At 43.1% G+C, this 21268-nt stretch carries 14 protein-coding genes; 9 read left to right on the top strand and 5 right to left on the bottom strand.

The window, feature by feature from the left end; all coding sequences use genetic code 11:
- Window positions 1-28 precede the first annotated feature (28 nt).
- From CWO27_RS04425 to CWO27_RS04415, 3 genes are all read left to right on the top strand, one after another.
- Window positions 29-364, top strand: coding sequence for a hypothetical protein (locus CWO27_RS04425; RefSeq protein ID WP_102480546.1), 336 nt, complete (start codon window positions 29-31; stop codon window positions 362-364).
- Between the two features lie 702 nt (window positions 365-1066).
- On the top strand, window positions 1067-6136 hold the full coding sequence (locus tag CWO27_RS04420; RefSeq protein ID WP_170960791.1) for an RHS repeat-associated core domain-containing protein: 5070 nt from the start codon (window positions 1067-1069) through the stop codon (window positions 6134-6136).
- An 8-nt stretch (window positions 6137-6144) separates the two neighbouring features.
- Window positions 6145-6432, top strand: coding sequence for a DUF6966 domain-containing protein (locus CWO27_RS04415; RefSeq protein ID WP_107898612.1), 288 nt, complete (start codon window positions 6145-6147; stop codon window positions 6430-6432).
- Between the two features lie 667 nt (window positions 6433-7099).
- Here CWO27_RS04415 and CWO27_RS04405 read toward each other — a convergent pair.
- Together CWO27_RS04405 and CWO27_RS04400 are read right to left on the bottom strand one after the other, a co-directional pair.
- Window positions 7100-7345, bottom strand: a complete 246-nt coding sequence (locus CWO27_RS04405; protein WP_107898610.1) for a hypothetical protein — start codon at window positions 7343-7345, stop codon at window positions 7100-7102.
- Between the two features lie 23 nt (window positions 7346-7368).
- Entirely contained in the window at window positions 7369-8238 is an 870-nt protein-coding gene (locus CWO27_RS04400) for an AraC family transcriptional regulator (protein WP_107898609.1), read from the bottom strand.
- 115 nt (window positions 8239-8353) lie between these two features.
- On the opposite strand from CWO27_RS04400, the gene CWO27_RS04395 reads away from it, so the two are divergent.
- The 3 genes from CWO27_RS04395 (at window position 8354) to CWO27_RS04385 (ending at window position 11271) form a co-directional block, all read left to right on the top strand.
- Window positions 8354-9502 carry an aminotransferase-like domain-containing protein gene (locus tag CWO27_RS04395; RefSeq protein WP_107898608.1) on the top strand — a complete coding sequence of 383 codons (1149 nt, stop codon included), beginning with the start codon at window positions 8354-8356 and terminating at the stop codon, window positions 9500-9502.
- A 314-nt stretch (window positions 9503-9816) separates the two neighbouring features.
- The gene (gene trhO / locus CWO27_RS04390) at window positions 9817-10806 is read left to right on the top strand and encodes an oxygen-dependent tRNA uridine(34) hydroxylase TrhO (RefSeq protein ID WP_102432092.1); all 990 of its coding nucleotides are present in this window, start codon (window positions 9817-9819) and stop codon (window positions 10804-10806) included.
- A 207-nt stretch (window positions 10807-11013) separates the two neighbouring features.
- Window positions 11014-11271, top strand: coding sequence for a YdcH family protein (locus CWO27_RS04385; RefSeq protein ID WP_009846137.1), 258 nt, complete (start codon window positions 11014-11016; stop codon window positions 11269-11271).
- 81 nt (window positions 11272-11352) lie between these two features.
- Here CWO27_RS04385 and CWO27_RS04380 read toward each other — a convergent pair whose 3' ends face one another.
- Both CWO27_RS04380 and CWO27_RS04375 read right to left on the bottom strand, forming a co-directional pair.
- A complete protein-coding gene (locus CWO27_RS04380; RefSeq protein WP_107898607.1) occupies window positions 11353-12624 on the bottom strand; it encodes a sensor histidine kinase in 1272 nt (423 codons plus the stop codon).
- A complete protein-coding gene (locus CWO27_RS04375; protein ID WP_107898606.1) occupies window positions 12596-13264 on the bottom strand; it encodes a response regulator transcription factor in 669 nt (222 codons plus the stop codon). Before CWO27_RS04375 ends, CWO27_RS04380 begins: the two co-directional genes overlap by 29 nt.
- An 84-nt stretch (window positions 13265-13348) precedes the next feature.
- Here CWO27_RS04375 and CWO27_RS04370 point away from each other — a divergent pair, with 84 nt between their 5' ends.
- Window positions 13349-14521 (top strand): DUF5666 domain-containing protein, encoded by a 1173-nt coding sequence (locus CWO27_RS04370; protein WP_107898605.1) that lies wholly within the window; start codon window positions 13349-13351, stop codon window positions 14519-14521.
- A gap of 167 nt (window positions 14522-14688) precedes the next feature.
- Window positions 14689-15156, top strand: coding sequence for a GNAT family N-acetyltransferase (locus tag CWO27_RS04365; RefSeq protein WP_107898661.1), 468 nt, complete (start codon window positions 14689-14691; stop codon window positions 15154-15156).
- Between the two features lie 16 nt (window positions 15157-15172).
- On the opposite strand, the gene CWO27_RS04360 is transcribed toward CWO27_RS04365, so the two are convergent.
- Window positions 15173-18088 (bottom strand): alkaline phosphatase family protein, encoded by a 2916-nt coding sequence (locus CWO27_RS04360; RefSeq protein WP_107898604.1) that lies wholly within the window; start codon window positions 18086-18088, stop codon window positions 15173-15175.
- Window positions 18089-18486: 398 nt separating this feature from the next.
- Here CWO27_RS04360 and CWO27_RS04355 point away from each other — a divergent pair, with 398 nt between their 5' ends.
- Window positions 18487-21168, top strand: a complete 2682-nt coding sequence (locus CWO27_RS04355) for a hypothetical protein (RefSeq protein ID WP_107898603.1) — start codon at window positions 18487-18489, stop codon at window positions 21166-21168.
- Window positions 21169-21268: the final 100 nt, after the last annotated feature.

Here is a 21268-nt window from a genome sequence, read left to right as displayed (position 1 = left end):
AGAAAATAATATTATTAAAGGAAAGGAAATGAAAAAAACAATGATTTCAGCTGGGTTGGCATTAATAACGTCAATGGCGGCACACTCCGCGACTACTTGGAAGAGCTCCCCTTGGGTTCATATTAAACACCTCTATCCTCACGACAGCGGTTTAATTGTGATAATTGACTATAAAGATGAAAATGTTTCTAGCTGCGACAACGGATCTCGATTTGGCATTTTAATTACTGACAAAAACTACAATGTCAAAGCAAGTGCTCTGATGGCTGCCTTTTCATCACAAAAAAAAGTGTTAATACGTTATGACCCACAACAAACTAAACAATGTGAAGCCAATATCAATCGATTTTTAGTTAGGCATTAAGTAGGCCAACACTGTGCGTAATAAAAGTTACGCCATTTTAGTCTACCTAGTTTTAGGCTCCTCCAGTCTAATAATTTCAACTTTAATCAGCTATTTCGAATAGTCATAAAGGAAATAATACTCTCGTATTAATTAATATCTCCTATGAGAATAATAAAAATAATTATATGTTTACTCCTTGCAGTAACATCATATGCTCGTTCAGCCACGCTTGATGTCTATCTAAAAGATGTAAGCAAAGACAATTATCAGTTCTATGCCAAGGTTATAGAATCGACCGATCGCCCCTTTGTTATGATTCATGGCGAAGTGGCAGTCCCTGTCCCAATTGGGCCTGGGTCTTCAGTACAATCCCGTACTCGATACTTGCGAGTATGGAAAGAAAATAAACATTGGAAAAGTGAACTCTTTACCAATAAAAATAAGACACGTTACAGTGATTTCGTGAAATGGAGTCGCAGTAATAAGCTTCCTAGTAACAGTTATAGTTACGATAAAACTGCCCAGTCAATATCTTTAGCGATGGGGGCTTATAAATTTAATATAAATAACTATAAAACCTCACCTAGGGTTTCTCAGTCTTATCGTGCCGTCACAACTGGTCTTATTAGAGGGTACTTCTCTTATCCATACTCATCATTTTCCCAATCTGACCAGGCGATTAATCTAGAGTCATATGTTACCGACCAAGGTCAAGCTGGTTTGTCTCTATCAGTACCATATGAGAATAAATCGGCACGTCTTTCTTTTGTCAAAAACACCCATCAGATCGAGGGAATTAAAGCTTTAGAAGCTAGCGCTTCCGTCTCGGTGACCAAAAAAGGCAGCTTAACGCAAGTGGACGTTGATCACAGCGATAGACTTGTTTCTTATTTCTTTAATACTCAGACTTGGATTGATCATAATTCTGGGGTCAAAAACCCTAATGGTTCTGGCTGGAAAAAAGCACCGTACCAAGCAGAATACTTATCAGCGATTGGTCAGTGTGAACGCCGAAAAGACGAGTTGGAGCCAACGTGCGCCCCTATTATCACGCTTGATTATGGGCGTGATGCTAACCTAGACGCCTTCCCGTATTTGAGTGGCTGGAGAGACAGTACACAAACCGTCAAACATCATTATAAGAAAATGGGAGGAGTACTCGCGATTATCAACAGTGATAACTTGCCACGCAATAACACTCAATCCCAAAAATCAAATTACACCTACTCGTTAAATAGCAAGGGACAACCAACTTCTGTTCGAGAAGAAAGTACTTTTGATCCATTAGCTCGTGTCCGCACAGTAACCAGTTATCTTACTCACGGTGCATACGCAGGCTTGGCTAATAACATTACCCGTTTTGGTATGTTAGATAACGTCGAGTATCGTCTCTCCAACACAGCCACAGAATGGCATTTAACCTCCTCAGGCCATGCTCAAAAATCAAGAGTTGTTGAATCCGTTTACGCTGAAGATGGCTCTCTCAGTCAAGAGGTAACAACAGAAAACGACTATGACGACAAAGATCGTTTAGAAAAGCGTTTAACGGTAACAAATAACGGCGAAGGCCAACAAATAGAAGAGGAAGTTCAATACCAGTATGCGAATGACTACCTAGTAGGGAAAATTGAAAAACGATCTATTGTTAGCCCAGCCTACGAAAATGGCGTCAGTGATCTACTGGTCAAAGAGTTCGAATATGAGTATGACAATGACAAGCTCATTGAGCAGCTGACACGTCAGGGGCGCTACGAAACACGGGATCACGTAATACAAGATAGCCAAGACCGAGTTATCTCGAGACGCCGAACGGTTAACGGAAAGCGTGTACTCGATGAAAAAATTGTTTATCAAGGCGACGATGTAATTCAGCGCTGTGAAAACAACCATTGTATTGATTACCAGTACCAAACAACAAGCGAGGGGCGTCTAGAAAAATCACTCATTAATGGCATCATTTACGATGAAACCCAATATGATGATCAACATCGTATTACGAGTAAAACCGTACGAGGTATTACCAAAAAATCCCAGTATTACCCAATTAATGAAGTACCAGCGCGACTTCAGGAATGGGTAGGCGTTTGTCCTACTGATACCACGTTTGTCACCTATTACTCATTGCCGGAATCAGTGACTTGTACCACCACTCGTGGTGAATTCAATGTTAGAAAAGGGTTGAATGATCGATTCATTATCACAGGTGAAACTAGAGATAATGACAACGCGAACCTAATCACTCTTCCTCATTTTGAAGGTGAAACCGCTGTCATACACACTGTTACTGGGGATCTTGATAGACAAAATATCGAGCACGAGGTTAATGGGCAGCTCAAAAAGCGTTCAGACATTTCAAAGAATCTGACCGAAACTTATGATCAATGGGGCAATGCAGTACGTCGCTACTACGACATCACAGGCCTTTTATACCGAGTAGAGGACCACTTAGGCAACGAAGTCACCTTCACTTATAACACCGATGGTAAAATAACGTCGTCTGAACTGAACGGAAACTCAGCCACCAGAATCATACACAAGTATGACGAACGTGGTCTTAGAACCGATACTATCGATCCAACGCGTGGACATTGGCAGTACCATTACAACGTCAACAAGCAATTGGAATGGCAGCAAGACGCCAATGGGGATCGTTCTGTGTTCAGTTACGATCAATTGAATCGTATCACTCGATTGAACACCGCCAATTCAACCATCTGTTATCAATATCCAACAGAACTACCATTAGCTGAACCAAGCCAAGTCATTCAAGTGGCGGGCAACCAAGATGAATGTGTCGGCCACCCTGTTCAATACCGAGAAGACAACACCTATCAATGGCCTAACGGTTGGCTGAAACAGCGTGATATAACACTAGAGGATGGGAAAACACAAAGCACTTACTACGATTACGATCTTAATGGTCAGGTCATCAAAGAGTCCACATCATCTCGATTGGGTAACAGTTTTGCTATCGAAACCGCCTTTAAGAATGGCGCGGCGTATAAATGGAGTAACGCTGAAACAGGCCGAGTATACAAAGAGATCTTGTCAGAAGATGCACAACAAAGACCGACTCACGTAAGATTTGGTAACGGCATAGAGGAGTTTTACCAATATGACCGTATATCAGGCCAAGTCACGCAGCAATCTGCGGCACGAAATGGTTTATTGGTTTATCAATTCGATTATCAATATGATCTCGACGATAGGTTGACTCGCAGGCTCCGTCATTTTTACTATAAAAATCGCAGCGAGACTTCATTTGAGGATGAATATGGGTATGACGATAATGGACGTTTAGCTTCACATGAAATAAAGCAATTTTGTATCAATGGCGTATGCCAAAATATTGATGCAGGTAACTATATTTCAGCTGTCGCAGAGTACGAATACGACCAATATGGCAACATTACTTACAAAAAGGGGGTTGGCCAATATTACTACGAATCAGACGATCCGTTCAAGTTAACGCGCCTTGAAGAAGAAAACGGTGAAAATCGCGATTTTAGTTATGACTTAAACGGTAACTTACTATCCGATGGTGTCCGAGAGTTCGAATATCAAAGCAACCGCTTGGTGCATGTAGCTCGCTATGATTCGCAAGACAACAACATTGTCGAACGTGATGAAACGCGCTTTACTTATGGCCCCGATGGGCAACAAATAGTCCGCACAGACAAGCGCTTTGACATTGCAACATTGGAGTGGGCGACAACAAAAACGCTATCAACGGGGGCGTACAGTTATACCCAAAAAGATGGGGAATCTAGCGCACAAGAAAGTTTTGGTGGCAATGGTTTTTCGGTAAGTTGCAACGAGTCACTGTGCGGCACGGCCTACTCTCATACTGATCGCTTAGGCCAACGAATTATGGTCACAGGTTCTGAAGGTGATATCACCTCTCAAACCTTTACAGACCCGTTTGGTGCCACGCACAACATATTATTACCTGAAATGGATGACGCTTTTGCCGTGTCAACTGCCTACAGTTCAATGTTCGGACATGTGGGCGTGGCAGGCTTTGACCTTATCCATATGAAAGGAAGAGTCTATGACCCATACCTTGCTAGGTTCATTCAAGCCGACCCATTTGTAAAAGGGCAAGAGTTTGTTCCTAATTACAACCGCTACAGTTTTAAGCAAAATGACCCGCTGAATATCTTAGACCCTAGTGGTTATTGGAGCCTAAAAAAGAAGTGGAAAAAAATTAGAAATAAAGTCAAAAAAGTCGTCAAACGAGCGGAAAGCAAAATAAGGAATGAAGCAAAGCGCGTAGAGAGTAAAGTTCGAAATGAAGCCAAACGTGCCGAAAGCCGAATTAGAAAAGAAGCGAAAAGAGTAGAAAGCCAAATACGAAATGAAGCCAAACGAGCGGAAAGCAACGTTCGTAATGAAGTAAAGCGCGTTGAAAGTCGAGTCCGGAACGAAGCAAAACGGATAGAAAGTCAAATACGTCACGAAAGTAAACGTTTTGAAAGACGAATACGCCATGAAGTAGGGCGCTGGGAATCAGATGTTCGTCATGGTGTCAAAATCGTTGGCATGATGATCAAAGAGAACCCTGAAATGGTGCTGGCCATGCTAGCGGCAGCCTGGGTTGTTGGGCCAGCGGCACTCGCTTATTTCAATGGGTTAATTGGAGAAGGAATTCTCGCAGCGATGGCCGCAGGGGCAACTACTGGTGGAGCTACTCACCTCATAGCCAACAAAGGAAGCCTAAAAGGTATCGAAAAGTCGATATTAATGGGGGCTGTGGGTGGCGGTATTGCTTACGGTAGCGCCCATATCATAATGGAAAGTCAAGTTATGGTTGACTTACTGGGTAACGACACTCTGCTGCAAAGTGTCGCTAACATTGGGTTAAAAAGTGCTGCGTATGCGGGTGCCGATAACCTGATTTACGGCCGAGACTTTTCTGATGCTTTATTAGCCAACATATTAACCACCGCTGCTAATAGCCAAATTGGTCAGCACATGTCGGATTTCAGCACCACCCTTCAGAGCTTTGTTGCGGCTGTAGCCGGTGGTATTATTACCACTGAAATCTATGGTGGTGATTTTGCGACAAATGTCGCTTCAGGGTTTATCCGTTCCTATATTGATTACACCAGTAACGAGTTAGGCGGTAACCTATTCGACGGTGATATCGCCGAAGCACTAGAACTGACCATGGATTTCATTCCGGTTGTCAGTAATCTTAAAGCGGTTATTGAAGTCTCCACCGGAAAAACAATATTTGGCGGACACGACATACCACCGAAGATATTAGGGCTAACTGCGGCGGCGATTTTCATTGGACCTGCAGCGAAAGTGGCAATACGTGGCGCTCAATTTGCTAAAGTTACTTTAAAGCATAGTGACGAAACGATAGGCCTGCTGACATCCAGCTCGAGCGTGTCCGGTGTTACAAAGGGTATAACCAGGTTGTCTGATGACCTTGCAGGTACCTTTACAGGTGGAAAGTATACTTCGAGAGTGCTAGAAAAAGATATGATTCTTTACCGCGCCGGTACAGCAGATAGACCACTGGGGCAATTCTTCTCAAAAGATATGCCTATTAGCGAGATTCAAACAAGAATTGATAAAGCAGTATTACCTGTTTGGCCTGGTGGTGCAAAATCTCCGCTTGATACTGTTTTTAAAGTTCGAATACCTGCTGGAACGCTAATTCATACTGGTCGTGTTGGCTCTCAAGGGGGGCATTTTGTTGGTGGTACTCAGCAGATTGTAGTCGAGAAACCTTGGTTGCTTGAAGGTGTGAAAGTTTTAGGCAACTCGCCTTTAAAATAGGAATAAATATGAAGAATGTAATTTTGCTAATTTCTGTAATTGAAAAAATTATTGAGCTGCTCGTTTTCGTTGGTGAGAGTAACTGGGCCGGGTCATTCAATAGCTTTAGACAAAAATGTGATAACGCTAGTGTGGAGAATTTAGATATTCTCCGTAACGAAATTCTAAGAATATATGGTGGAATGGGTTCTTTTAATGACCTTGTTTTATATAAGCAAGGTCAACCTATGATAAAGGAAAACCAAAAGTTAGATGAGTTAAGAACAGAGCTATTTCGCATATTAAACGATAGGTAATTTAACAAACAAACTAGCCAAATCTTTTCTATCGAAGATGAACAGGACAGTGAGGTTTTAAGAGAGCACTTCGATGCATTTGATGAAAATATATTAGATCCGAATTGAGTAATACCAAAGCCCTTCGGGGCTTTTTAACTTGCAACTTGTTGGATCACCGCAGCTAAAATTTCCATCTCAAACTCGAGATGCTCTGCTTACCCATAACGAAAAAGGTTGCCTTGTAGGCAACCTTTTGTGGTTTTGGTTAAAGCTCCCTCATGATGATTTGACAATATATGTCGTTTTCTGGGCAAAAACTTAACGAATTGTTCATCTCGTTATTGAGTTCTTGAGCGTGACTGGTAGAGGCCAACATGAGTTGTATCAGTGCGACTAAGATGATTATTTTCTTCATTACTATTTTTCCTAAATATACAGTTAACAATGAGCCTTCAAGTTTAAGCATATTAAAAGCTGGCTCACCCCGAAAAACCATACTATTCAGAACTTTAAATAAGAATGCCCTTTGCTTAAAAAAGACGATGGAAGACTCAAAGCCGCATGAGCTTTCTCTGAATAATGACTACCAGTCCGAACCAAGCTAAGTTTAGCGATAAGCAATATTTAGGGTTTTCAATATTTTACAATACACTTTATTTAAACGAGACCATACTCAACGCTATGGTTACGCACTAATCAGGTTCGCTAACTCTTGCGCAGAATAGTGCTCAGCCTCTTGACCTCTGCTGATCAAGTCAATCACTCGGAACCCTCTCATATCACCAAACTCTTTGATCAAGTAATCTCGAAACGCTTTTTCGTTCGGCCATTTTCCTCGCACGATATAACCCTCTTCTTTGTCGAAGTCTTCCGTCTCAAAAAAAGAAAAATCAGTCATACCAATGTTATGGCAATACAAAACAAGATACATGTTTACTCCTCAAAATGGGTGGATTAATAAAAACTCACGGGAAGATAGAAATCAAGTTCAAACACTTCATCACTATTAAGGAAATGATTCTGATGATAATGCACATAGGCGGGAGTTGAACGCTGCTTGAAACCTGATGTAGGTAACCATTTTTCTAATACCATACTGATCTGTGGTAGCAACTCTCCATAACGGCCATTGAGTCGAAACACAGCATGCAAACCGCCGGGAATCACCATCTGATTAACTACGCTACGGTACTTAATAGGTTCACTGATCGCGATACACGCCACATAGCGACACTGGTCCATCTCGACCCAAGCAGGGTTTGAATGGTGCAAACCAAACTGGGTCGAAAAATCACGTTGCTCAGAGTTCGCCCACGCTTTCAATATCAACCACGCATTGCGAATAGAACGGTTATAGCCAGTGTGGCGAACATAGGCTGCCATACGTTCAGGTGTTTCCACTATTTTTGGTTCGGGTAGTATCCGCTGTGCGACATTTTGATAACCCGCCGCCACTTCAGGATCTTTCAAATAAGGCTTTTCGGCGATCTGTAAATCGTGTTTGCGCCACTCGCTCGGAGACATATTAAAGGTCGCTTTAAACGCTCGGCTAAACGAAGACACCGAACTGAAACCACATTTATTGGCTATCTCCACCACCGACGAGCGGGTATCGAACATCAACTGATTAGCGGCATACTCCATTCGGGTACGTCGAATGTATTGATGTAACGACTCCCCCACCACACTTTTGAACGTGCGATGAAAATGTTGCTCTGAGTAAGCCGCAATCTCAGATAGCGCTTTGGCAGACAACGGCTGACTGATGTCTTGATGAATATGGAACAGAACATCATTGATTCGAGATATATGTTGTCGTGACATTTTTCAAATAGCATAAATGGACATGTTTATGAGCATAAACGGACACGCCAATTTTTACAATTGCCGTGTAATATCAAGCGATAGAATAAAAACGATAAACGACGAGACACAACACATGGAAATCGCACAGTCATTACAACAGATTCAATCTTCATACATTCGAGAGATCCTCGCAGCAGCAAGCGATCCAAACGTCATCTCACTGGCCGGTGGTCTGCCGGATGAGAAAACCTTCCCGATCGATTTAATGAAGCCAACGCTAGAAAACCTAGCGAACATGCCTGAAGTTTTCCAATACGGCTCGACAGCGGGTTACGGCCCTTTGCTTGACCACCTGACGCAAAGCTACCAATTGCCAGAAACTCACACAGCGATGATCTGTACCGGTTCTCAGCAAGGTCTGGATTTGATTGCTCGTGCGTATGTTGATCCGAATGATGTGGTTGTAATGGAAGCGCCGAGCTACTTGGGTGCGATGCAGGTGTTTGGTTTGGTTCAGGCGAATATAGTGACTGTGTCTCAAACTGAATTTGGTCCGAACTTAGACGAACTAGAAACGTGCTTTGCACAGCAATCTCCGAAGATGTTCTATGCGGTGCCAGATTTCCATAACCCGACTGGCGTTTGTTGGACAACAGAAACTCGTCAAAAAGTAGCTGAGCTTTGTATCAAATACAACGTGGCATTTATTGAAGATGCGCCTTACCGTGAGCTACGTTTCACAGGTACGGAACTGCCGTTGGTCTCTTCATTCTGCCCTGATAACTCTATCGTTCTTCGTTCATTCTCTAAGATTGCATCGCCAGGCTTACGTATTGGTGCGGTGACAGGTAAACGCAGCTACCTTGAGCCACTGATTAAAGTGAAGCAAGGCGCGGATTTGCACTCAAGCGTTCCTATGCAAGCATTGCTTGTTGGTCTTCTAAAACATGAAGATTTCAACCTGCACATGGAAAACATTCGTACTTTGTACAAGTCTCGTTATGAGGTGCTGTTCTCAGAACTAGAGAAACAGCTGCCTGCTGACTGTGTATTGAAAGCCGTTGATGGCGGGATGTTCATTTGGGTTGAGATCCCTGAGTGCGACACCTTCGAATTGGCTAAAACTCTACTATCGAATGGTGTGGCGGTTGTACCAAGCCCAGTATTTTATCCAAAGGCCGATGAAGCGAAAGCCGCACTGCGCCTAAACTTCACTAACGCCAACCCAGAAGAGTTGACTGAAGCGGTGAAACGCTTAGCTGAAGTACTTAACCAAGCGTAATCACCGATTAAGTAAAACGGACTAGATACCAAGGCCCTGCTGTATTGTTACAGCAGGGCCTTTTTGGTTTGGGAATACGTGTTGTAATTCGAAGCAGATAAAACGGTTTCATTGCATTTTCTAGCCCATAAACCACACAAATAGAAATGATAAATAGCCCTACTTTTGGTTGGTTTTTGTCCATCCTTGGCTTGGTTATACTGCGGCGGATTTTAATAAGCCAATATGAGCAAACCTGAGTGAATTAAACTCAGTCTGCATCATAAAAGGCAACCGCTCTGGATTTACGTTCCAGCTCGCAGAAAGGAAAAACCATGTCTCAATATGTTGTATGTGCTCTGTATAAATTCGTAGCACTTGATGATTACCAAGAAATTCGCCAACCACTCACTGGCGTGTTAGAAGCTAACCAAATCCGCGGTACTTTGCTACTTGCAAGCGAAGGTATCAACGGTACTGTTGCAGGTAAGCGCGAATCTATCGACGCTCTTCTTCAATGGTTCAAACAAGATTCTCGTTTGGCTGATGTTGTTTACAAAGAGTCGTTCAACGAAGAACAACCATTCAACCGCACCAAGGTTAAGCTTAAGAAAGAGATCGTAACCATGGGCGTTGAAGGCATCGACCCTCGCCACGTCGTCGGCACTTACGTGAAGCCGAACGAATGGAACGACCTTATCTCTGATCCAGATGTGATCTTGGTTGATACTCGTAACGATTACGAAGTCGATATCGGCACATTCAAAAATGCCGTAAACCCAAACACGGAAACCTTCCGTGAATTCCCTCAGTACGTTGAAGAAAATCTTGATCCTAAGAAGCACAAGAAAGTCGCGATGTTCTGTACTGGCGGTATTCGTTGCGAAAAATCAACAGCCTACATGAAAGAGCAAGGCTTTGATGAGGTTTATCACCTTGAAGGCGGCATTCTTAAGTACCTAGAAGAAGTACCAGAAGAAGAGAGCATGTGGGAAGGCGACTGCTACGTATTTGATGGTCGTGTTGCAGTTAACCACCAGCTAGAGAAGAGCGGTTACGACGTGTGTAACGCTTGTCGCCTGCCAATCACAGACGAAGACAAAGCGTCTGAGCACTTTGAGAAAGGCGTAAGCTGCCCTAAGTGTATTGATAAACACAGCGACGAGCAGAAAGCGCGTTTCCGCGAACGTGAAAAGCAAGTTCAGCTATCGAATGCTCGTGGCGAAACCCACGTAGGCGGCGATGCTGCTCACCTTATCGAGCAACGTAAAAAAGAGAAGCTTGCGCACAAAGAGCAACAACGTTCTGGTAAGAAAGCAAAGTAGGCTTTCTGATTTAGGCCTATAACTGTATAGCTCTAAACGTATAGCTTTGAATATATAGCTATGAACATTAAAAAGGGCGCAAGTTCGAGGATGATCCCTCGAGTTTGTGCCCTTTTTTGATCGCTTTACGGCTTTGTGTTTTGAACCACATTTATCTTCAAAAATAGGCTCTATACTGAAGTTAATTAGACAAGTGAGGAAGTGCCAATGCTCAATGAAAACCATGCCTTTATCTTAGATTTCCCAGATCTTAAATTAGACATTGTTCAGCTCAACCACGACGACGAAAAATTCAAAGCAGACATGCAGAAGTACCACCAACTCGACTACGACATCCGTCAGCTAGAAATCTCTGGCAGCCCTATCGATGACGACAGCATGCACAACCTCAAAGTAGAACGCATGGAGCTCAAAGACTCGCTACACAAACAGCTCACGCGCCATCACGCGCTTAAGATTGTATAACAACGCATATGCTAGTGTGGCTGACTTGGCCACACTACTCTCCTTCTCAAAGAGTTCTTTGTTTTAAATCGAAACTACCTGCTACCCCACTTGATTATTCGCTGAAAAGTCTAAGTAAGTACTGAATTGAAGCCCATCATCTTGAGTTTCAAAACTCCAACCCATTCGCTCACAAATTCGTTGCACAATCACTAGGCCACAACCATAGCCAGCATTGTAAGTCTCGTTGCCATCATGACGGTTAGTAATCACTAAGTGAGAACCTGTCACCACAATTCCAACATCGCCAATACTGTAGCTAAACGCATTTTTAATTAAGTTATTCAATACAATAGTAATAAAGCTCTCTGGCGCATACACAGTAACAGTCTCTTTGACATCCAGATCATAACTCGCATCCTGCTTGGCAAACAAAGGCGCCATTTCAAGCAACTGATTCTGAACTTCGACTACCAAGTCATAGTGACCGAAATAGTGCTCATCGATACTCTCTTTACCAAGCAGCAAAAACATTTCAGTCAGCACTCGCATCTGTTCACTCGCTTCTTGAAGGCGATTAATCGCTTTTAACGCAACAGGAGGTTGATTGGGTACTTTAGTTAGCAGATCTGCCGACCCTTTAATCACCATAATAGGAGTTCGTAGCTCGTGAGAGGCAAATCGATTGAACTCCTCTTCCCGCTGAAAAAAACCTGAAATGTGATTCTTTGAATCTAAAAGCGTTTGCTCAATGTGTCGTGTTTCAGCGTAAGACGTCTCGACTTCAAAACTTGGCTGCTCAGGGTGCATTTGCCTAATTTTCTTTTCTATCTGATTGAGTGGCTTCGACAGCGATCGCACAACATAGATTCCATACAAAACCATAAAAATGGACGTTAAACCGCCAAGTATGAGGGTGTAGTTGTGGAGGCTCCATTCATACTCGTCGAGGTAGTCGTCAGCGTCATCTTGAAACAAGATATACATCAACCCTTCGCCTGATGGGTGCTCGAATACGTAAAAGTGTTTATCTTCCGTACCCAACAGATGTTCATAGAAGCCGGGCTGTTTGTATCGAGCTAACCAATTAGGCAGTTCCGCTTCACTCCAGTAACTCGAAAACTCGTTTTGATTCGGCAACAACGCATCTTCGCCAAGTAACTGATATTCAGACGTATAACGGTTAGCTTCAGTGTCTAGCCAGTGATGGAGGCTGATCACTTCCATCTGGTTTTCAGCGATATAAATCACTGTCCAAAAAAGCCCGAACATGACCAAGGTCATCAAGCCAAAACTGCGGCGGATTTTTCGGTAGATGCTCGGGTAATCGCCGTGGCTTGAACTGTTATGCTTTGAGTCGGTAACCTTGTCCATGAATAGTCTCTAATCGTGAATGTTCAAACCCTTTATCGAGCGCGTTACGCAGGCCATAAATATGACTTCGCAGTGCATCACTGCTTGGCGATTCATCACCCCAAACAGAATCAATCACTTCAGTTCTTGAAACAATCGCTGGTGCATGACGCATAAGGACTTTTAGTATCTTGAGCTGAATACGACTCAACTTAATCAACCTACCTTCTCGGTATACCTCGTCGGTCTGCGAGTTGAGAGAGATATCGGCAAAACTCTGCTTTCCAATATCTTGGCGTGGTCCGCGGCTTGCCAATGCGTTGAGCCTTAAACTGAGCTCTTGCATGGCGAAAGGCTTAACCAAGTAATCATCTCCGCCCGCTTGAAAGGCCGCAATCTTGTCGTCCAACCTATCTTTAGCGGTTAAAAAAAGAATTGGCGTAGGGCACTGCACCTCTTCTCTTAACTTTCTAACAGCGGAGATGCCGTCCAATTTAGGCATCATGATGTCCATGATAATCACGTCATAATGATTCTCAGACGCTAACTTCAATGCCGCTTCACCATGATAAGCACAATCGATCACCATCCCTTCCAGCTCTAGGTAATCGGCAATGGTTTCTGCCACATTGTGGCTGTCATCAACGATCAAAACTTTCATCGATTTATTTCACCTTTCTTCACGAGTGCTTCACGCTTGAGTTTATAAGATACACCCTCAATAAACTAAATAAAGAGTATATAGATGAAAAAGTTAGCGCTGATTTCGGTTGTCGGTTTAATTCTAACTGGCTGTGGCGGTAGTGACAGCAATAGCAATGGAAGCAACGATAACAACACGCAAGCTCCATCAGCAGTTCAAGGTACCATTGACTCTGTTTCTGGCAACACCGTTGTTGTGAATGGCTATAGCTATCAAGTAGACAGTGCGAACTATGCAGGCGAAGACGTGGCAATTGCAGACCTAGAAAAAAACATGATGGTCTCTATTTCATCTATTGCTCGCAGCGCTTCAACTCACACTGGCGGGACTCAAGTTGGCCTTGAGCCGACCATGGTTGGTCTTATTTCAGACACCAACCATAATAATGGTACATTTAAAGTCAATGGCATCGCATTGACCTTTACAAATCTGTCAGGTGAAATTGAAAATGGCGATTGGGTTATGGTCTCTTCTTTACCGACAGTGAATGCAGGTTACAAAGTACTTTCTGTTGTTAAGTTTGAGCACTCTAACTTAACTGAATCGGTTGAAGTTGAAGGGCTAATCAGTGATTTAAATGAATCGAATTTCAAACTCGGAGCAAACCTCAGCGTTGATTATTCCAATGCTCACATCGATAACGACGATAGCAACACAGGGTTGTCGAATGGTCTTTGGGTTGAAGTGACAGGCTCAATGGTTGGCTCTATATTGAAAGCAAAAGAAGTGGAAGTCGAAGACTTTAGCGAAGTAAGCAATGACACGGAAATCGAAGGCATTATTACTTGGGTAGCTAACGACAAATCATCATTTGATTTAAGCTACAAAGGGCGCTTTGTTGTCAATGACAGCACTCGTTACGAAGATGGTAACCAATCAAGCTTGACCGTAGGTACAGAAGTCGAAGTAACAACGAAAAAAGCGAACGGCGAAAATGTTGCTACCGAAGTCGAATTTGAACACGACGATGATTCACAAGATTGGAATGATAATGACGTTGATTTTGAAGGCGAAGTTCAGAGCACAGATGACAAAACATTGAGCTTTGTTATTCAGACAACTGCAGGTAGTCAAACCGTCTACGTTAACCAAAATACTCGCTATGAAGATGGTCTAAGTTTCCATACTTTACATGGTCAACGTATTGAGGCTGAAGCTTACAAGGTTAACAACCAGTACATCGCGAGTGAAATCGAAGCAGAAGACAACGACTAACGCATAGAACATTCTGGATATTAAGTATCGAAGCCACGCACTACGCGTGGCTTTTTTGCATCAAAACAACCCACACTAAAAGTGCAGCCTACCTTTTCAATTATGTTACTGTTTGCTTATTCGAAAGCGTTTGTTCAGGAAGTAAAGTGGCAATAAAAGAAGAGAATATACAATTCCAGCTCGTTTCAAATTCTGAATTCGAAGAACTATTTGCGTGTGTGAAACAAGGCATATTCATACACGTAGATGATGTTTTCGGTTGGGATGACGACTTCCAACGTCAACGACTTTTAAACGATTACCGTCCCTCTTGGTTTCATTGGGTATACCTAGGAAAACAAAGGGTTGGACTTGTGTGTTTTAAGCCTTATGACAACGCATACCATATTCACCTGCTGATCATTTCCCCTCAATACCAAGGCCGTTGGCTTGGTAAGCAAGTCATGACTCTCATACATAAAAAAGCGATGGCAGAGCAACTTAGTCACGTCACTCTATCGAGCTTTAGAAGTAACACTCGCGCCATTAGCTTTTATCAATCACTGGGCTATCACGTTGTTGATGATAGTGATGATGATTTTGTGGAATTAGCTCTCAACCTAACAAACTACAGAGAAAACCTATATAGCGAGTAGGTAGAGAGCGTTTACTTTAGTGCGCGCTTGAAATATCTAATTTATCAATCAACGACGGAAAACCCCAACCGTTCTCACCTTCAACCACCGATTCTCCGGTCAAATACTCAAACAGCGTTGGCGCTAAAGACCCGTTAGCTTCGATTTTCAGTTGCTGAGAGTTATCGCCAATTGGCGCTCCCCAGAATCCGATGAAGGCATCTTTCTCTAAGTAATCCTCACCAGCATGACGCCCCGGTACCTTGGTGTTGTAGCCAATTCCCGCTTTAGGGAACAAGTTAACCGTGCCAGCCCTATCTTCAAGGTAGATATTAGCCAGTTGATTTACTGAATCTGGTCGAGGTGTTGGTTGCGTTAATACGGTCCATTCTGCACTGCTACACCATGTTGTCACATCCGCCTTAATCGCTCGGTTAATACACTTCTCTACCAATTGAGAATACCGCGCAAAATCAACTTCGCTTGGCGATGCAAGATATGGATTGAGCCTTTGGGTATTAAGCAAAATCGGCGCTCGGTTGTCTTCCAATGACTCATAAAAAAGCTTGTCACCTTCACGTGTGATCAATTCATCGACCCGTTTTAAATCACGATTGCCAATCACACGAACAGCGCAGCGTTGTTGATCACATGTACTTTCTCTTACGACCATATAATCAAGACTTTCAGGCAAGCGCTGCGCTATCTGATTAATGATGTCTATGTTCTGACCATCTGGCGCTGCAATCGGAGACCACTGCGTGAGTTCTTGGTAAACCGGCTGAACCTGCCACCCGTGAGCCGAATTAAAGAAGTCCATCATGAAATTACCACCAGCAGTAGAAGCAACCACAACATCCAACGCCTTTGAACTTGGGTAGCTTAGTGCATTGGTAATTTTAGGCCCTTCCCCCTCGTCTGAAGATATCTTCTTAACCACAATTGGATACGCTAGCTCTGCTTGTAAGCCTTCAAATACCTGCTTTTCGGGGTTGAGCGCGTAGAACACCGGCGTTAAACCATGATCCCCTGCCATGCCCCATAGCGTTTTATCGTAAACGCCGGCACTGCGGTAGGTCGCTTCAATCTGGCGAATCCAATAGTCCAGTCGATTGAGCTCTCCCGTCGGCATCAGAATTTCGTCACTAAAAGGACCCGTGAAGTGTGCGAAGTGATCCGGCCATGGGTTATACACCAAGGTGTAGTCTGGCATTCCTTTTCCATCTAACTCGGCAAACTGAGTGATCGACTGTTTAACCTGAGCTCTCTTTGAAAACTTAGTAAAAAAATCAAAGCCAGATATAGACTGATACGCTTCAATATCTTCAATCAAAGCTTGACGCTTTTCTTGCAAAACCACTTCGACTTCTGAACGTTCTTGAAGCTCTTTAACGCAGCGTTTCTCACCATAATCACGCAGTGACTCACCCAAACCTAGGTTTACTAGCCCGTCGTAAGTGGTGTGAGCATTCCAATCATATTGAGCGTTGCAGTTCAGCGTTTTAAGGTAATCAAGGCGATCAAACATGGTCTGCACCTTGTTGTTTTCCATCAACACATCCAACTGCAGGGCATCATTACCAAAGAAGTAATACGCTCGGTCGATCTCTCGGTCGACAAAGTGGAAATTAGGAATGCCAGTGCCACCTTGCCCCGATACTTTCGCGCCCGTTTTAATGATCGGTAGATTGCGTACGCTGATTGTTGGAGTTGAAGAGATACCCACTCGGCTAATATTGTCTCGATGCTCTTGATAGAGATTTTTGAAGAACGGAAGATAATTCGGATCACGGTAGGTTTGTTCAGACAGAACTTCCATGAACCTCACCTGCTGTTGATGTTCAGGTTCAATCACTTCTTCTAGCTGAGGTTTATATTGCGCTCGGTTTTTATGATTCTGATAAGCAACCGAAATGAAAGGTGAATCTTCATCAACCAACCCCTCAATCAATCCTTGCTGTAAACCATCGACGGTCACTTGAACCGCAAAACGTTTGTGCTGTTGGGATTCTAAGAATTGAATGAGCGCATCAGGCTGGTCACTGAACGCTTGCTGCATCCAATCATCAAGCGCTTCTGCACGTTCTTCTTTAAACACAAACTGTCGGTAGGCTTTCAGCAAGTTTAAGCGCACAAAATCAATAAGCGTGATGGTAAGAGCTTGTGCTTTATTGTTCGGCTTATCAGCGTTTTCTGGTTTACCATCTTCTGCAATCGCCAACATTGCAGACTTCATGTCGCCGTCATCCATTCCCAATGCCGCTTTACCGATCAAATCAACGATGATCGGTTGAATCTGAGCGATGATCGCTAGATCTGCAGAGCTATTGGTTAAGTATGTGTAATTCGCAGGGAGCGTGTCCATATCCTGCCAAACACCAATTTCGAATAACGCATCATAGATAACCACCATATTGGCAATGAACTGTTCATCGATGCGAATACCTTCATGATGTCCCGTCGCTTCAGTCGAGGTATCTGGCTCGTGATGCTCTGAGGTTGGCTTATCTCCAACATGATAGAGGCTATGTTCAAAGCCCTTTAGCGCCTGCTTATCATAAACCGTCGACAAGTAAGATTTGAACACATCTTCACTGCCCAAGCCTGAGTAGCGGTCGTAATAGCTATAGAGAAAATAACCCAAAGGAATTGAGTACGTCGGGTTTGATAACTGAGCAACGACTCTGGCTTTGGTTTTGACATCTAAAGGGAGAGCGAGAATATACGCATCTAATGTAACGCCACCAATGGTGAAAAGAGCCGCATCACGAGTGAGTTTGGCAGAATAACTTAGGCTTGAAAGCACCTGATTTTTCAACACTTCACTGGAGCTAAACACGCCACCAATGACGGGCGTTGTTGATATATCAGCGACACTCGGAGCTGACGCAACCGCCAACGATAAGGCACTGAACAAACTGGCGTAACTGCGAACGTGAGAATAAGAGCTCATCAAATTTCCTTTAGATCAACACACTTCTATAAATACGACTTATTGTTTCAGTTTAAACTGATTAGTCAACTTATGGTCACCTCTGGGTTTTATACAGACAATCAGCACCTATAAATCATACGTGAATCTATAAATAACAACCACTTACCCAAAAGATCAATTGACAATAAAATCAATTACAAATACCAAACATTCACCATAGATATCACTCGCATATATAACTCAGCCAATTAGATATGTCTCTAGAATAAGTTTTCCTGCTATTTTCACTACACGCCGTTTTGATACATTCTTCACCAATGGTGTTCAATTTATAAATAGTCATATTTATCAATGACATTCTCCCAATTGATTCCAGAGTAGTAAATTTTTATCAATAACTTAATAGGAGAACTAACATGAATGGTCAACGTTCACTGTTAGCAGTGGCAATAGCCCTAGGGATAGCAGGATGTGGTAGCGACAGTTCAGATAGCTCCACAACTGATACTGGCGGTTCAACAGCAACTTCAGCGTCTTTAACAGCAAAGGCCGCTGATGGCTACTTGGTAGGAGCCAATGCGTGTTTGGATCTAAACAGTAATAAAGTTTGTGATAAGGATGAGCCAAGTGCCGTAACGGGTGACGATGGTTCGTTTACAATTGATAATCTAACTCAAGAACAACTTGAACAAGGTACTCTGTTGATCGAAGTGGTTGCCGGACAAACCATCGATACCGATAACCCAGGTGTCGTGTTGAACAAAAGTTACCGCTTAACGGCTCCGCCACAATCAGAGTTTATTAGCCCATTAACGACTCTGATTCAAAATGAAATAGAGAGTGGTTCTTCGTTAGAAGAAGCTAAAACAGCTATTCAAGAGAAGTTAGGGACAACTCTCGATTTAACGCAAGATTATATCGAAGCCAAAAACAATAACGACTTAGCCGATGCACAAAAAGCGGCTTTTGAAAACCTACACCGCGTTGCTCAAGTTACCGCTTCAGTCATGGCAGAGAACACGGATGCGTTATCAGAAACAGCAGCGGGCGCCGGTATTTCTGTCGAAGCACTCACCGCATTGATTAATGAAGAAGTCACTCGAGTCCTCGAGGAAGTCGTAAAAAATATTGAAGCAGCTGGAGATAACTTCAACCCAAGCGATCTTGCTGGCAGTATTAATCGCGATCACATCGCCATTGATGACTCTAATCTCGAAGATAAAATTAAAGAAAATGAGGCAAATAAAGGCTCTAAGCAAGCCGACCTTGCGAAGCTTATCAAAACAGACGGTATCAATTGGTTTGGCGGCGATAATGACACTGGCAAAGATTTAGTAGTTGCCTATGGAACATTGAAGTCTGATGCAGATAACTCAGTGACCGATACCAGTTATATTTATGATTACTTTGCTGAGCAATTTGTTGAGTTTGAATATACCCCTGACACAAATAGCATGGTGTTAGGACAAAACGGTTGGGAAGCGAGCGATGATACCTTAACCAGCATTAAGCCGAACGAAGACGGCAGCTTAACTCTAGAGTCTAGAAGCTCGATTTTTAGTGAAGTTGCTAGCGCCAAGCAATTAGATATCAGTGGGCTCAATGTTCGTTCCATCATGGATCAAACGGATGATGAGAACGTTTGGTCTAACATTATGCCAGTAGGTTTAAAATTCCCTGACAACACAACCGCATATAAATTGTCTGTAGAAGACATCAGCGACAACATTTATACCTTTTACAAAGGTGATTGGTGTGCCGAGCACGCTCCGGATCGCTATGAAGCGCTCAATAACATGTGTAACGGCATTAGCGCCTTTAAGAATGGCAGCGATACATGGCTTGCCACTTTGGCATCGACCATTGCTGAAGATGAATCAGACCGTCATGACACAGCGTCTAACAATCATGCAGATTTAATTCCAATGGCAGGCATGGAAAGTGCTGAAATATTTGCACAGCTGCTCTCTAACGGCACCGTAGTTTATTATACAAGAGCATGGAATTTTGATTCTACATTCTCCAAATTGTCAGAACTCGGTTCGTGGAAAGATGAATCCGTAAATGGCGAGGTATTACGTCAAGTTACGATCCCTGAATCTATCCACTCGCAAGCTACATGGTCTAACTACCAAAAAGAAGATAACTCCGCTTACTTGTCTGTAGTCGAAGGCTTTGTACGTATTACCTACAAGGAAGTTGAAGATGCAGGCAGTGAGGCTTATGTTTTTGATGAAGCGACTAAACAGTTCATTTTGGATAACGCATTAACACCACAACCTTTACACCCTCTCAACCTACAGGCTTGTCTTGACTCGCTGCCGGATGCTGAGTTCATTGCTACAGCTAATGACGTCACGGTTTACGATGTACAACGCACACCTATGTGGGAGGAAGATCCTGTTACCGAGAGCCTAACTTATGAATTTACCTATCTGGGTGATACTTTCTCTTGGCTGAATGACGTTACGTTAGTCACCGGGCTCCCAAGTTGGATTTCTGACTTAGCGGGTAGCCTAGAAAAAACGCGTATCGATATCAAAGATTCGGAAGGTGCTTTAATGGGGTATGAGTATTCATATAGCTCTGAAGATCACTATCTAGGTCAAGAAGGCTTTAACTCTGATGACTCATTGGGATGGGGTGCGGCTAAGGTCGTATTACCATCGGTAATAGCTGACAACCAAAAAATCATCAATCAAATGGTAGATTTCGGAACCTCAACCAATGCACCGCTAACATCACAATACGACTCTTGGTATGACGAGATCAGCGGTGAATTCGGTGAAACAGAGTACCCTGGATTAAGAACCGTTTCTGTAGAGACCTCACTAAGCGACATTATCGATGCGCAAACTTACTTTCTATCCACCTTCAACTACCAAGAAACTTACCTAGGTAAAGAGGAAATCACTGTACCTGCAGGTACTTTTGCAGCATGTAAGGTAACAAGTAAAACACAGTTCGAAGACTATGGTCCCCTTGACACTCAAACTACTTGGCTTACAAACCGAGGATCAATTAAGTCCATTCGAGAGGAACAATCTTGGAGCATGTCGATTAATATGGAAGCAGCTAGCTTACCTTCTATTCAATAATCGATAGATACTAAGAACAAGCCAATATGAATTTGGCTTGTTCTTTTTCGTATTAGCTCTTTAAGCCAACACCTCCATTCACAAAACTTGATAGCATTTC

The organism is Vibrio sp. 10N.286.51.C3, assembly GCF_003050065.1.
GTDB classification, from domain to species: domain Bacteria; phylum Pseudomonadota; class Gammaproteobacteria; order Enterobacterales; family Vibrionaceae; genus Vibrio; species Vibrio crassostreae.
The sequence above is the reverse complement of the archived record's forward strand: the minus strand, read 5'-3'. Positions and strand labels throughout refer to the sequence as shown.